General features: G+C 72.0%; 10 protein-coding genes and 3 pseudogenes. 2 read left to right on the top strand and 11 right to left on the bottom strand.

Annotated elements, in window-relative coordinates; all coding sequences use genetic code 11:
* Nucleotides 1-29: 29 nt before the first annotated feature.
* Nucleotides 30-1,184 (bottom strand): bifunctional 2-methylcitrate synthase/citrate synthase, encoded by a 1,155-nt coding sequence (gene prpC, locus CR938_RS08050; protein WP_162124514.1) that lies wholly within the window; start codon nucleotides 1,182-1,184, stop codon nucleotides 30-32.
* Nucleotides 1,185-1,252: 68 nt separating this feature from the next.
* Nucleotides 1,253-2,137 carry a methylisocitrate lyase gene (gene prpB, locus CR938_RS08045; RefSeq protein ID WP_162124513.1) on the bottom strand — a complete coding sequence of 295 codons (885 nt, stop codon included), beginning with the start codon at nucleotides 2,135-2,137 and terminating at the stop codon, nucleotides 1,253-1,255.
* A gap of 76 nt (nucleotides 2,138-2,213) precedes the next feature.
* On the opposite strand from prpB, the gene CR938_RS08040 reads away from it, so the two are divergent.
* The gene (locus tag CR938_RS08040; protein ID WP_246191017.1) at nucleotides 2,214-3,461 is read left to right on the top strand and encodes a citrate synthase family protein; all 1,248 of its coding nucleotides are present in this window, start codon (nucleotides 2,214-2,216) and stop codon (nucleotides 3,459-3,461) included.
* Here CR938_RS08040 and CR938_RS08035 read toward each other — a convergent pair.
* The 6 genes and pseudogenes from CR938_RS08035 to CR938_RS08010 all read right to left on the bottom strand — a co-directional run bounded on the left by CR938_RS08035 (nucleotide 3,413) and on the right by CR938_RS08010 (nucleotide 8,847).
* The gene (locus tag CR938_RS08035; RefSeq protein ID WP_162124512.1) at nucleotides 3,413-5,386 is read right to left on the bottom strand and encodes a hybrid sensor histidine kinase/response regulator; all 1,974 of its coding nucleotides are present in this window, start codon (nucleotides 5,384-5,386) and stop codon (nucleotides 3,413-3,415) included. The two genes, CR938_RS08040 and CR938_RS08035, sit on opposite strands and share 49 nt — an antisense overlap.
* Nucleotides 5,376-6,232: pseudogene (locus CR938_RS08030) on the bottom strand (sensor histidine kinase). The gene CR938_RS08035 and the pseudogene CR938_RS08030 overlap by 11 nt, the downstream one beginning before the upstream one ends.
* The gene (locus CR938_RS08025; protein ID WP_162124511.1) at nucleotides 6,229-7,248 is read right to left on the bottom strand and encodes an ATP-binding protein; all 1,020 of its coding nucleotides are present in this window, start codon (nucleotides 7,246-7,248) and stop codon (nucleotides 6,229-6,231) included. Before CR938_RS08025 ends, CR938_RS08030 begins: the two are co-directional and overlap by 4 nt.
* Nucleotides 7,239-7,637, bottom strand: a complete 399-nt coding sequence (locus tag CR938_RS08020) for an anti-sigma regulatory factor (protein WP_162124510.1) — start codon at nucleotides 7,635-7,637, stop codon at nucleotides 7,239-7,241. Before CR938_RS08020 ends, CR938_RS08025 begins: the two co-directional genes overlap by 10 nt.
* The gene (locus tag CR938_RS08015) at nucleotides 7,634-7,999 is read right to left on the bottom strand and encodes an STAS domain-containing protein (RefSeq protein WP_162124509.1); all 366 of its coding nucleotides are present in this window, start codon (nucleotides 7,997-7,999) and stop codon (nucleotides 7,634-7,636) included. Before CR938_RS08015 ends, CR938_RS08020 begins: the two co-directional genes overlap by 4 nt.
* Nucleotides 7,999-8,847, bottom strand: coding sequence for an STAS domain-containing protein (locus CR938_RS08010; protein WP_162124508.1), 849 nt, complete (start codon nucleotides 8,845-8,847; stop codon nucleotides 7,999-8,001). The genes CR938_RS08015 and CR938_RS08010 overlap by 1 nt, the downstream gene beginning before the upstream one ends.
* A 222-nt stretch (nucleotides 8,848-9,069) precedes the next feature.
* On the opposite strand from CR938_RS08010, the gene CR938_RS08005 reads away from it, so the two are divergent.
* Nucleotides 9,070-10,086, top strand: a complete 1,017-nt coding sequence (locus tag CR938_RS08005; RefSeq protein WP_211365203.1) for a glycoside hydrolase family 43 protein — start codon at nucleotides 9,070-9,072, stop codon at nucleotides 10,084-10,086.
* Between the two features lie 319 nt (nucleotides 10,087-10,405).
* Here CR938_RS08005 and prpE read toward each other — a convergent pair whose 3' ends face one another.
* The 3 genes and pseudogenes from prpE to CR938_RS07990 form a co-directional block, all read right to left on the bottom strand.
* Nucleotides 10,406-12,295, bottom strand: coding sequence for a propionate--CoA ligase (gene prpE, locus CR938_RS08000; protein ID WP_162124507.1), 1,890 nt, complete (start codon nucleotides 12,293-12,295; stop codon nucleotides 10,406-10,408).
* A gap of 151 nt (nucleotides 12,296-12,446) precedes the next feature.
* Nucleotides 12,447-13,109, bottom strand: a pseudogene (locus tag CR938_RS07995) (alpha/beta hydrolase family protein); the annotation flags it as partial.
* 10 nt (nucleotides 13,110-13,119) lie between these two features.
* Nucleotides 13,120-13,228: pseudogene (locus tag CR938_RS07990) on the bottom strand (IS110 family transposase); the annotation flags it as partial.

Genomic DNA, 13,228 nt, shown 5'->3' with positions numbered 1-13,228 from the left:
CCTGGCTGGCTGGTCAGGTTGTCATGGCCTCACCCGCGCTGGTCGATCGGCACGAACTCCCTCGGCTCCGGACCGGTGTAGTTGGCGCTGGGCCGGATGATCTTGCCATCGATCCGCTGCTCGATCACGTGGGCGCTCCAGCCGGAGGTCCGGGCGATCACGAACAGGGGGGTGAACATGGCCGTCGGCACGCCCATCATGTGGTAGCTGACCGCGCTGAACCAGTCCAGGTTGGGGAACATCTTCTTGATGTCCCACATCACCGTCTCCAGGCGCTCGGCGATGTCGAACATCTTCATGTTGCCCTGCTCGGCCGACAGCTGGCGGGCCACTTCCTTGATGATCCTGTTGCGCGGGTCGCCCACCGTGTAGACCGGGTGGCCGAAGCCGATGATGACTTCCTTGCGCTCCACGCGGGCGCGGATGTCGGCCTCGGCCTCGTCCGGGGTCTCGTAGCGCTTCTGCACCTCGAAGGCCACCTCGTTGGCGCCGCCGTGCTTGGGACCGCGCAGGGCGCCGATGGCGCCGGCGATGCAGCTGTACATGTCCGAGCCGGTGCCAGCGATCACGCGCGCGGTGAAGGTGGAGGCGTTGAACTCGTGCTCGGCGTACAGGATCAGGCTGGTGTGCATGGCGCGCACCCAGCTCTCGCGCGGCTTCTGCCCGTGCAGCAGGTGGAGGAAGTGGCCACCGATGCTGTCGTCGTCGGTCTCCACCTCGATGCGCCTGCCGTTGCAGGCGTAGTGGTACCAGTACAGCAGCATCGAGCCGAGGCTGGCCATCAGTTTGTCGGCGATGTCGCGCGCGCCGGGATGGTTGTGGTCGTCCTTCTCCGGCAGCACGCAGCCGAGCACGGACACGCCGGTGCGCATCACGTCCATCGGGTGCGCCGACGGCGGCAGCTGTTCCAGCGCCGCCTTGACCGCGGCCGGGATGCCGCGCAGGGCCTTGAGCTTGGCCTTGTAGGCGGCCAGCTCGGCACGGTTGGGCAGCTTGCCGTGCACCAGCAGGTGGGCGATCTCCTCGAACTCGCAGGTGTTGGCGATGTCCAGGATGTCGTAGCCGCGGTAGTGCAGGTCGTTGCCGCTGCGGCCGACCGTGCACAGGGCGGTGTTGCCGGCGGCGGTGCCGGACAGGGCGACGGACTTCTTCGGCTTGAATCCGGTGGCGGTGGTCTCGCTCATGCCTGTTCTCCTGTTGGGCGGGCGCGGCCCGCCACGGGTCTGGATGCGGGGTGCGCGCCGGCGCGCGTTCAGCCCTTGCGGGCGAACAGTGCGTCCAGGCGGCGCTCGAAGTCGTGGTAGCCGATGCGCTCGTACAGCTCCTCGCGGGTCTGCATGGCCTCGACCACGTTGCGCTGGTGGCCGTCGCGGCGGATGGCCTCGTACACGGCCTCGGCGGCCTTGTTGGCGGCACGGAAGGCCGACAGCGGGAACAGCTGGATGGCCACGCCGGCCCCGGCCAGCTCCTCGCGCGAGAACAGCGGGGTCTTGCCGAACTCGGTGATGTTGGCCAGCACCGGCACCTTCACCGCCTCGACGAACCTGCGGTAGGTGTCCAGGTCGTAGGCGGCCTCGGCGAAGATGCCGTCGGCGCCGGCCTCCACGCAGGCCAGGGCGCGCTCGATGGCCGCATCCACGCCTTCCACCGCGATGGCGTCGGTGCGCGCGATCAGGAAGAAGTCCGGGTCCGTCTTCGCATCGGCGGCCGCCTTGATGCGGTCGACCATCTCCTCCTTCGACACGATCTCCTTGCCCGGGCGGTGGCCGCAGCGCTTGGCGCCGACCTGGTCCTCGATGTGGCAGGCGGCGGCGCCGGCCTTGATCAGGCTCTTGATGGTGCGCTCGATGTTGAACGCCGACGGGCCGAAGCCGGTGTCGATGTCCACCAGCAGCGGCAGGTCGCACACGTCGGTGATGCGGCGCGTGTCGACCAGCACGTCCTCGAGGGTGTTGATGCCCAGGTCCGGCAGACCGAGCGAACCGGCGGCCACGCCGCCGCCGGACAGGTAGATGGCCCGGTAGCCGGCACGCTTGGCCAGCAGGGCATGGTTGGCGTTGATCGCGCCGACCACCTGCAGCGGCGATTCGGCGGCCAGGGCGGCGCGGAACCTCGCGCCGGCGGAATGAAGGGACATGGGACGGGACTCCTGCGGCACGGCAGTGCACGTGACCCCGGCAATGTGTCACCCTGTCATCCGTTGATCAATCTTGATGCGGACGATCAATATGTCCATGGACAGCGACCTGATCCCCGCCGCCGAGGCCTGCCGGCTGCTGGGCATCAGCCCCGCCACGCTCTATGCCTACGTCAGCCGCGGGCTGCTGGAGTCGCGCCCGGGGCGCGCCCACCGCAGCCGCGTGTACCGGCGCCAGGAGGTGGAGCGCCTGGCCCAGCGCAAGCGCCTGGGCCGGGGCGCGGCGCGCGGCGCGGCGCAGAGCCTGGACCGCGGCCTGCCGGTGATGGAGACGCGGATCTCGCTGATCCGTCCGGACGGTCCCTACTACCGCGGCCGTTCCGCGGTGGCCCTGGCCCGCGCCGGCGCCACCCTGGAGGACCCCGCCCGCCTGCTGTGGGACTGCGGCAGCCAGGACCCGTTCGCCGATCCGCCCGGCGACTGGCCGGCGCGGCTGGCACCGCTGGCCAACGCCGCCGAGCTGCCGCCGCTGTCGCGCGCGATGGCGGTGACCCCGCTGCGGGCCCTGCGGGTGCCGCCCTCCTTCCAGGCCGACCAGGCCCCCCGCCGCGCCCTGGCCGCGACCCGGCTGCGGCAGAACGCCGGCCTGCTGGTGGCCCGCCGGCCCGCCGGGCCGGTGCACCGCCTGCTGGCCGGGACCTGGCGCCCCGGCGACGAGGCCTTCGCCGAGCTGGTCCGCGCCGCGCTGGTGCTGTGTGCCGACCATGAGCTCAACGTCTCGGCCTTCGCCGCGCGCGTGGTCGCCTCCACCGGCGCGCACCTGCACGCGACCGTGTGCGCCGGGCTGTCCGCGCTGGCCGGCCCGCGCCACGGCGGCGCCACCGCGCGCGTGTGCGCGCTGCTGGAGGACGCGCGGCAAAGCCGTGACGTGCGCCGCCTGGTCGCCGTCCGCTGGCAGCAGGGTGAGGACCTGCCCGGCTTCGGCCACGCGCTGTACCCGGCCGGCGACCCGCGCGCGGCCGAACTGCTGGCGATGCTGCGCGCCATGCCCGCGGACCCGGCCACGATGGAACTGGTGGAGGCGGTGGTCGCCGCCGCCGCGGAGGTCAGCGGCCGCCGGCCGAACGTGGACTTCACCCTGGCCGCGCTGTGCCTGGCCCACGGCCTGACCGCCACCCACGCCCTGTCCCTGTTCGCCGCCGGCCGCGTGGCCGGCTGGCTGGCCCACGCCCTGGAGCAGCAGACCCTGGGCCGGCTGATCCGTCCGCGCGCCCGCTACACCGGGCTGCCGCCGGACGGCGACGCCGACGCGCCGCACGACTGAGCGGCGGCACCGCCCCGGCCGAGCTTGCGCCCCACCGCGCGCAGCAGGTCGGCGAGGTTGAAGGGCTTGAGCAGCAGGTCCATGCGCTCGCCGAGGAAGGCCTGGCGGTCCTGCGCGTTCTCGGTGTAGCCGGTGATGAACAGCACCGGCAGATCCGGATGGCGCGCGCGCACGCGGTCGGCCAGTTCGCGGCCGCTGATCCCGGGCAGGCCCACGTCGGTCAGCAGCAGGTCGAAGCCGCCTCCGGCGATGGCCTGCAACGCCGCATCGGCATCCGCGCAGGCCACCACCTGGTAGCCGGCGCCGGCCAGCACCTCCTCGGCCATGCCGCGCACCAGCTCGTTGTCGTCCACCAGCAGGATGCGCTCGCTGCCGCCCTCCACCACCGTGGCCTCCACCGCCATCTCCGGCGTGGCGACGGCCGCGCGCGGCAGCAGCAGCTCGATGGTGGTGCCCTGCCCCGGCACACTGTGCGCGCGGGCGGTGCCGCCGCTCTGGTGGGCGAAGCCGTAGGTCATGGACAGGCCAAGGCCGGTGCCCTGGCCGACCGGCTTGGTGGTGAAGAACGGCTCGAACACCTTGCCGAGGATGTCCGGCGGGATGCCCGGCCCGTCGTCGGCCACGGTCAGGCTCACGTACCCGCCCGGCGGCAGGTCCGCCGGCACCGCCGCGGCCGGGCGCGCGGCGATGGTGATGCGGCCGCGGCCTTGCAGCGCATCGCGGGCGTTGATCACCAGGTTCAGCACCACGCTGTCCAGCTGCACCGCGTCGGCCAGCACGACCAGCCCCTCCGGCAGATCGAACTCCAGGGCGACGTTCTCGCCGATCGAGCGGGCCAGCAGGTCGGCCAGGCCGGTGACGCGCGCGCCGATGTCGAAGGCGGTGGCGTCCAGCGACTGCTTGCGGGCGAAGGCCAGCATGCGCTGGGTCAGCGCGGCGGCGCGCTTTGCCGCGGTGGACGCCACCGCGGCAAAGCGCGGGATGCGCTCCACCCGACCGCCCTCGACGGCCGCGCCGATCATGTCCAGCGCGCCGATGATGCTGGTCAGCAGGTTGTTGAAGTCGTGGGCGATGCCGCCGGTGAGCTTGCCCAGGGCGTCCATCTTGCGCGCCTGCTGCAGCTCCATCTCGGTGCGCTCGCGCTCGGCGATCTGCACCGCCAGCTCGCTGGTGGCCGAATCCAGCTGCAGGCGGTGGGCCTGTTCGCGGTCGTGGTGCTCGGTCTGGTCCTCCACATACAGCAGGCCCACGCCCGGCTCGCGGTAGGGCGCTACCCGCCACTCGGTCACGCGCCGCCCGCGCGGGCTGGGCAGCAGGAAGGTGCCCTTCCAGCCGCTGCCCTCGTGCAGCGCGCGGCACAGCGCCTCCACCGGCTGCTGCCCGAACAGCGCGGCCAGGTCCGGCACGCCGGCCTCGGCCAGCAGACGCCGGAACGCCGGGTTGGCGTCGCGCACCTGCAGCGTGCCGGTCACCGCGGCGATGGGGGCGCCCACGTTCTCGAAGATCTCGCGGAAGCGCGCCTCGGCCGCGTGCAGCGCGTCCTCGGTGCGGCGCACGCGCAGCAGGGTGCGCAGGGTCGCCAGCAGCACGTCGTGGTCCACCGGATGGACCAGGTAGGCGTCGGCGCCGGCGTCCAGCCCCTCGATCACGTCACCGATGGCGATGGGCGCGGCCGAGACGTGGATCACGGGCAGCAGGCTGGTGGCCGGGTCGGCACGCAGCATCCGCACCAGGTCGAAGCCGCTCATGTCCGGCAGGTTCACGTCCAGCACCAGCGCATCGAACGGCTCGCGCCCGATCCAGGCCAGGCCCTCGTTGCCGGTGCCGGCCTCGGCCACGGCAAAGCCCTGCCGCTCGAGCACGCGCCGCACCGAGTAGCGGGTGGCCGCGTTGTCGTCCACCACCAGGATCCGGCTAGTCCCCACTGTCGTCCTCCGGCAATGCGATGGGCACGGTCACGTGGAATTCCGAACCCTGCCCGACGGTGCTGCTGACCCCCACGCTGCCGCCCAGCAGCGCGGCGAAGCGCCGGCACAGGGCCAGGCCCAGTCCGGCGCCACGCAGGCGCTTCTGCAGCGGCGAGTCCCCCTGCACGAAGTCCTCGAACAGCGTGCCGAGCATGTGCTCCGGGATGCCGATGCCGGTGTCGCGCACACTGAAGCGCACGTGCCGCCGCCCTCGGGCCTGGCCGACACCGACACCCGCCCCTGCGGAGTGAACTTCAGCGCGTTGGAGATGAAGTTGCGCAGGATCTGCGCCAGCTTCTTGTCGTCGGTGTACAGCAGCGGCGGCGGGGCCTCGAACACCAGCTCGACGTTGCCGGCGCCTTCCACCAGCGGGCGGAACATGCCGCGCAGGGCCGAGAACAGGTCCATCAGGTCGAACCAGGCCGGCGAAATGGAGATGCGCCCGGCCTCGATGCGGGCCAGGTCGAGCAGGTCGTCCACCATCTCGCGCAGCTCCAGCGCCGCGGCGCTGACGCAGCGCACCTGGCGCAGCTGCTCGCCGTTGAGCGGGCCGTCCATGCCCTGCTCCAGCAGCCGGGTGATGCTCAGGATCGAGCCCAGCGGCGTGCGGAACTCGTGGCTCATGTAGGAGAGGAACCGGCTCTTGAGCTCGGACACCTCGCGCAGCTGCCCGGCCTGCTGGTCCAGCTCGGCGTACAGGGCCAGCACGCCCTGGTTGGTCTCGGCCAGCTCGGCGCGCAGCGCCGCGTTCTCCGCGCGCAGCTGCTCGAGCACGGCCAGCGCGTCCCCCGGTGCGGCGCTCATGCCCGCCCTCCCAGGCGCACGGCGATGGCGCCGGTGTCGTCGCGGCCGCGGTCGAAGTCGCGCAGCAGCACCGCCAGCACCAGCGCCGGATGGCGGAACGCCAGGCCCTCGTAGCGGGCCAGGTTCCAGCGCGACTGCAGCCCGTCGCTGTGCAGCAGCAGCAGCGCGCCGGGCGCGACCGGCAGGCTGAAGCCAGGCGCGCGCCGGTACTGCCCGCCGACGATGCCCGGATGCGAGGGCAGCCCGCGCGCGGGCAGGCCGGCCTCGTGCACCGAGGCGGCGATGTTGCCCACGCCGCTGAACCGCACCAGGCCGGCCTCCGGCTCGTGGCAGGCCACCGCCACCGCGCCGCCGCGGCGGCCGGCCATGCGCGCGTGCAGGCGGCCCAGCTGCAGGTCCGGCGCCAGCCCCGGCGCCCCGGCCACCGCCTCGATGCCGGCCGCGGCCGCCTCGCCCGCCTGCACGCCGTGGCCCAGGCCGTCCACCAGCGCCACCACCACGCGCGCGCCGTCCCGGCCGAGGAACCAGGCGTCGCCGCACACCGTCTCCCGGCCCAGTGGCACGCGCAGGGCGCCGTAGTCCAGGTCCTCGTCGCGCGAACGTTCCGGATAGATCCGCGCCAGCACCACCGCCCCGCCGGCGTCGGACCACACGTCGAACACCTGCGCCTGGCGCCGGATCGCACCCAGGCCCTGGCCGGGGCTGCCGGCCCCGGTCGTGTAGCCGTCCGGCAGGCAGCGCTCCAGGGAGAAGCCCGGGCCGCGGTCGATGGCGCACACCTCCACGCCCGGGCCGGTGCGCCCCTGCACCAGCGACAGCAGCACACGGCCGCCACCGCCGTGGCGCAGCACGTTGGTGGCCACCTCGGTGACCGCCAGGGTCACCCGCCCGGCATCCAGCTCGCCGAAGCCGGCGCAAGCGGCCAGGGCCCGCGCCTCGCGGCGCACCTGCCCCACCCGGGTGGCCTCCTCCACCGGGATCACGCGCGTGGCCTGGCCGATGAACCCTACGCCCATTTGGTGATCGCCACCCGCGTGCCGCGCCCGGGGGCGCTGTCGATCTCGAAGGCGTCCACCAGGCGGCGCGAGCCGGACAGGCCCAGGCCCATGCCGGTGCCCGAGGTCCAGCCATCGGTGAGGGCCTGGGCGATGTCGGCGATGCCCGGCCCCTGGTCCACGAACTCCAGGTGGATGCCCGCGCGCATGCCGTCGCGGACCACGTGCCAGCTCATGGTGCCGCCGCCACCGTAGACCACCGCGTTGCGCGCCAGCTCGCTGGCGGCGGTCACCAGCTTGGTCTGGTCCACCAGGCGCAGCCCGCATGCCACCGCCGCCTGGCGCACGGCCTGGCGGGCGAGGACCACGTCCTGCTCGGTGCGCACCGGAATCTCGCCGTGCGGGTTCATTCGTCGCCGGCGCCTGCCTGCCGCAGCAGCCTCATGCCCCGCTCCACCGTCAGCGCGGTGCTCACGCCGGTGAGGTCCAGGCCCAGCTCGACCAGGGTGATGGCCACCGCCGGCTGCATGCCCACCACCACGGTACGCGCGTCCATCACCGCGGCCAGTGCCGAGATGGTGGCGATCATGCGGCCGATGAAGGAGTCGACGATGTCCAGCGCGGAGATCTCGATCAGCACGCCGCGCGCCGAGGTGGCGCGGATGCGCTCGGCCAGGTCATCCTGGAGGGTCAGCGCGAGCTGGTCGTGCATGTCCACCTGGATGGTGACCAGCAGCACCTCGCCCATCTGCAGGATCGGGATGCGCTCCATCAGGCCGCCTTCGCCACGGTCACGCCGGTGCGCTTGAGCGCCAGCGCCAGGGCGTCGGCGAGGTTGGCCTTGGTGACGATGCCCTGCAGGTCCAGGCCCAGGTGCACGATGGTCTGCGCGATCTGCGGGCGCACGCCGCTGATGATGGCGTCGGCGCCCATCAGGCGGATCGCGGTGACGGTCTTGAGCAGGTGCTGCGCCACCAGGGTGTCCACGGTGGGCACGCCGGTGATGTCGATGATCGCGATCTCCGAGCCGGTTTCCACGATCCGCTGCAGCAGCGACTCCATGACCACCTGGGTGCGCTGCGAATCCAGGGTACCGATCATCGGCAGCGCCAGCACGCCCTCCCACAGCTTCACCACCGGGGTGGACAGCTCCAGCATCTCCTCCTGCTGGCGCGCGATCACGTCCTCGCGGTTCTTCTGGAACACCTTGACCGTGTACAGGCCCAGCTGGTCCAGCAGCGCCGAGACACCCCGCAGCTGCGCGGCCATTCGCCGCGGCGCGTCGGCGTTGGCCTGCTCGACCGCGTCGAACAGCGGCTGCTTGAGCGAGAAGATGAAGGTGGCCGTCTCCGCGGCGCTGAAGCCCTTGAGCACCCGCTCTCGCGACAGCTCCTCGAGGAAGTGGCGCACCTCCGCCCAGGGTTCGCCCTGCAGGCCGTCGGCGTCGCCTGCCGCCGCCGCCGGCAGCAGGCGCCAGAACTCGCGCGCCCGGGCTTCCAGTTCGCGCGGCGAGGCGCGGCCGTCGTGGCCGGTGTGTTCCAGGCTGGCCCGCCAGGCCTCGATGATCGCGTCCTGGCGGGATTGGAGGGTGGCGAGCGTCGCCGGGTCGAGAGCGGGCACGCGGATTCCTTGCTGGCGCAGCCGGACGATCCCGGTGCCAGCGGATCCCCAGACCGCCTGGATGGGTCAGGCCACCGGCGCCATGCGGCACCGGGGCCGCCGATTAGGCCGGGCCACCCGGTGAAGAAGGCTTGAAACCGGGCCGGGCGCGCCGGCTCCACATCGCCCCGCACCGCGTCTAGACTCGGCGGGCCAGAGGCCCCGCCCACCAGGAGAACCGCCATGCGTAACCCACGGCATCCGGTCCACCCTGTCCTCGGCGCCGCGCTCGCGGCCCTGCTGATGGCCGCATCGCCCGCGCTGCGCGCCGACGATCCCGCCCCCGGTTCCAACCCGCTGTTCCGCGACCGCTTCACCGCCGACCCCGCGCCACTGGTGGTCGGCGACCGTCTGTACCTGTACGTCGGCCACGACGAGGCGGAGGACGGGCAGATGTTCAACATGCGCGAGTGGCTGGTGTATTCGACCACCGACATGCGCCAGTGGACCTACCACGGTCCGATCATGCGCGCGACCGACTTCAAATGGGCCAAGGGCGACGCCTGGGCCTCGCAGGCCATTGAGAAGGACGGCCGCTTCTGGTTCTACGCCGCGGTCGAGCACGACGACACGCATCCGGGCAAGGCCATCGGCGTGGCCGTGTCCGACTCGCCCACCGGCCCGTTCGTGGACGCCAGGGGCTCGGCGCTGATCACCGCGGAGATGACGCCCAAGGGCACGCACAGCTGGGAGGACATCGACCCGACGGTGTTCACCGACGACGACGGCACCACCTGGATCGCCTGGGGCAACCGCCACTGCTACATCGCCCGGCTCAAGCCCAACATGATCGAGCTGGACGGGCCGATCACCGAAATCACTCCGCCGCACTTCGAAGAAGGCCCCTGGCTGCACAAGCGCGGCGACCTGTACTACCTCACCTACGCCTCGCTGGACCGCGCCACCCACACCAACGAGCGCGTCTCCTACGCCACCGCGCCCTCCATCCAGGGCCCGTGGACCTACCGCGGCGAGCTGACCGGCTCGGGCAGGAACAGCTTCACCATCCACCCGGGCATCGTCGAGTTCAAGGGCCAGTGGTACATCTTCCTGCACAACGCCGCGCTGACCATCGGCGACAAGCAGGGCGCGCTGGGGCGGCGCGCGGTGACGGTCGAGTACCTGCACTACAACGACGACGGCACCATGAAGCGCGTGGAGCAGACCGACGCAGGCGTGTCGGTGCCGCCTCCGGGCTGAGCCGGGCACGCGCGCGGGGAACGCGGACCGGAGCCGCCCTCGCCCACGCGCCTGCAGCGGCGCGTGGTCATGGCTGATGACGTGCGTGGGCTGCCATCCGTCCCCGGTCCGTTCCAGGGGTGCACGAAGCGGGCCACGCCCTCGTCCCCTGCCGCCGTCCGGCGTGCGGAAGCGGTGCTCACCCTTCCCTTCACGCGGACCGTCGACCGGGCGGCTGCATCCCCGGACGCGGCCGCTCCCGCCACACGGAGACCCGGCGCGGGCGTGCGTGACGGCGGCGCGAAGCCGCCGCCACGCCACGCCAACGCGGGCGCGCCGCTCAACCGCCCGCGTCGGCGCCGCGCTCCAGGGCGCGCTGGACCTCCTCCAGCGCGCGCGGGTCGTCCAGGGTGGACAGGTCGCCCGGGTCGCGGTGCTCGGCCAGGGCCTGCAGCGAGCGGCGCAGCAGCTTGCCGGAACGGGTCTTGGGCAGGGCGCCGACCACGTACACGCGCGCCGGCCGCGCCACCGGACCGAGCTGCTCGGTGACGGTGCGGATCATGCCGCAGGCCACCTCCGGCGGCGGCACGTCGGCCTGCTTGAGCGTGGCGAACACCACCGGCACCTGGCCCTTGACCTCGTCGTGCACGCCCACCACCGCGGCCTCGGCCACCGCCGGGTGGCTGGCCACCGACTCCTCGATCTCGCGCGTGCCCAGGCGGTGACCGGCGACGTTGATCACATCGTCGGTGCGGCCGAGGATGAAGGTGTAGCCGTCCTCGTCGCGGATGGCCCAGTCCAGCGAGCTGTACAGCAGCTCCTTGAAATGGCCGAAGTAGCTGGACAGGAAGCGCTGGTCATCGCCCCACACCGTGGTCATGCACCCCGGCGGCAGCGGCGGCTCGATCACCAGCACGCCCTTCTCGCCGGCCCTGGCGTCGTGGCCGGTGGTCTCGTCGATCACGCGCAGGCGGAAGCCCAGGTTGGGCAGACCCGGCGAGCCGAACTTCACCTGCTTCATCTCCAGGCCCGGCAGCAGGCACAGGACCGGCCAGCCGGTCTCGGTCTGCCAGTAGTTGTCGATCACCGGCTTGCCCAGGGCCTCGTGGATCCACTGCGCGGTCGGCTCGTCCAGCGGCTCGCCGGCCAGGAACAGGTACTCCAGCCCGGACAGGTCGTGGCGGCGGATGAAATCCACGTCGTGCTTCTTCAGCACGCGGATGGCGGTGGGCGATGAAAACATGGTGCGCACGCCGTAGCGCTCGCAGATCTTCCACCAGATGCCCGGGTCCGGCGAGGTCGGCAGGCCCTCGTACATGATCGAGGTGGCGCCGGCGATCAGCGGGCCGTACACGTTGTAGGAGTGGCCCACCACCCAGCCGATGTCGGAGGTGGAGAACATCACCTGGCCGGGGCGGATGTCGTACACCGACCACATGGACAGGGCCAGCGCCACCGCGTAGCCGCCCACGTCGCGCTGCACACCCTTGGGCTTGCCGGTGGTGCCGGAGGTGTAGAGGATGTAGCTGGGTTCGTTGGACTCCAGCCAGGTGACCGGCACCTCCGCGTCCTCGTGGTCCCGGCGCAGTGTGGCGTAGTCCACGTCGCGGCCTGCCCGCACCGGCACCGGGGCCAGCCCGCGGCTGACCACCAGCACGTTGGCCGGCGGATGCCGGGCCCGATCCAGCGCCTCGTCCACCAGCGGCTTGAACGGGATCACCTTGCCGCCGCGCATGCCGGCATCGGCGCACACCAGCACCCTGGGTTTGGCATCGTCGATGCGCACGGCCAGGTTGTGGGCGGCAAAGCCGCCGAACACCACCGAGTGGATCGCGCCGATGCGCGCGCAGGCCAGCATCGCCACTGCCGCGTCCACGGTGTGCGGCATGTAGATCACCACGCGGTCGCCCTTGCCCACGCCGAGGGACCGCAGCACCGCGGCGAAGGTGTTCACCTCGCGGTGCAACTGGCGGTAGGTCAGCTCGCGGACGGTGCCGGTTTCACTGGACCAGCCCACCAGCGCCAGCTGGTCGCCGCGGGCGTCCAGGTGGCGGTCCACCGCGTTGTGGCACAGGTTGGTGGTGCCGCCGGCGAACCAGCGCCGGAACGGCGGGTTGTCGTATTCGAGGATCTTCTTCGGCGGCTCGTGCCAGTCGATGGCACGGGCCATCTCGCCCCAGAACTCCTCCGGCTGCTCCACCGAGCGCCGGTACATCGCTTCGTAACCCATGGCCACTCCCACTCCCCCTGCGAGGAATGGCCCGAGCATAGAACCGGCCCACGCGGGCGGGCCGTCCGACCTTGGTCGAACGACGGAACCTGAATGCGGGAAAGGCCGGGCTGCCCCGGCCTTTCCCCGGACGACAGGTTGATCGTGCCGATCAATGCGCCGCGCCGGCGGAGGCGGCCGGCTCGCGCGGGCCGGCGTTCTTCACGTAGCGGTCGAACCAGGCCAGCATCTCGGCCACGAAGTGTTCGTTGGATTCGCGCGCGGTATACCAGTGCGGCTCGAACGGCAGCATCACCAGGCGGGTGGTGCCGCCGTTGCCGCGGATGGCCTGGAACAGGCGCGGCGACTGGGTCGGCTCGGTGCCGGGGTTGGCGTCGTCGGCACCGTGCACGATCAGCAGCGGCTCGTTGACCTTGTCGGCGTGGAAAAACGTCGAGGCCTGGGCGTAGACCTCCGGCGCCTCCCAGAACGAACGGCGCTCGTTCTGGAAGCCGAACGGGGTCAGGGTCTTGTTGTAGCCGCCGCTGGAAGCCACGCCGGCGCGGAACAGGTCGCTGTGCGCCAGCAGGTTGGCGGTCATCAGCGCGCCGTGGCTGTGGCCGGTCACGCCGATGCGGTCCGGATCCACCACCCCCAGCTCCACCGCCTTGGCCACCGCCGCCTCGGCGTTGGCCACCAGCTGCTCCAGGTAGGTGTCGTACGCGGTGCGCGGGTCGCCCACGATCGGGAAGGCGGCGTTGTCGATGATCGCGTAGCCGGCCAGCAGCAGCAGCCTGTAGCCGCTCAGGCGGGTGAAGGTCTGCTCCGAGTAACCGTCTTCCGAGTCAAGCGCCGTGAAGCGCGTTATCCCAAGGTTTGTTGGTTCTGACCATGGCATTGAGCACGGTCAGCAGCTTGCGCATGCAAGCGACCAAGGCGACTTTGGGGCATTTG

The organism is Pseudoxanthomonas taiwanensis (genome assembly GCF_010093135.1).
In the GTDB taxonomy this organism is placed as follows: domain Bacteria; phylum Pseudomonadota; class Gammaproteobacteria; order Xanthomonadales; family Xanthomonadaceae; genus Pseudoxanthomonas; species Pseudoxanthomonas taiwanensis.
This window is presented reverse-complemented; position numbering and strand designations above follow the sequence as displayed.

Coding starts and splice junctions, on each gene's coding strand:
- CR938_RS08015 (WP_162124509.1), bottom strand. CDS start 7,999: ATGGAGCGCATCCCGATCCTGCAGATGGGCGAGGTGCTGCTGGTCACC.
- prpC (WP_162124514.1), bottom strand. CDS start 1,184: ATGAGCGAGACCACCGCCACCGGATTCAAGCCGAAGAAGTCCGTCGCC.
- CR938_RS08020 (WP_162124510.1), bottom strand. CDS start 7,637: ATGAACCCGCACGGCGAGATTCCGGTGCGCACCGAGCAGGACGTGGTC.
- CR938_RS08040 (WP_246191017.1), top strand. CDS start 2,214: ATGCGGACGATCAATATGTCCATGGACAGCGACCTGATCCCCGCCGCC.
- prpE (WP_162124507.1), bottom strand. CDS start 12,295: ATGGGTTACGAAGCGATGTACCGGCGCTCGGTGGAGCAGCCGGAGGAG.
- CR938_RS08005 (WP_211365203.1), top strand. CDS start 9,070: ATGCGTAACCCACGGCATCCGGTCCACCCTGTCCTCGGCGCCGCGCTC.
- CR938_RS08025 (WP_162124511.1), bottom strand. CDS start 7,248: ATGGGCGTAGGGTTCATCGGCCAGGCCACGCGCGTGATCCCGGTGGAG.
- prpB (WP_162124513.1), bottom strand. CDS start 2,137: ATGTCCCTTCATTCCGCCGGCGCGAGGTTCCGCGCCGCCCTGGCCGCC.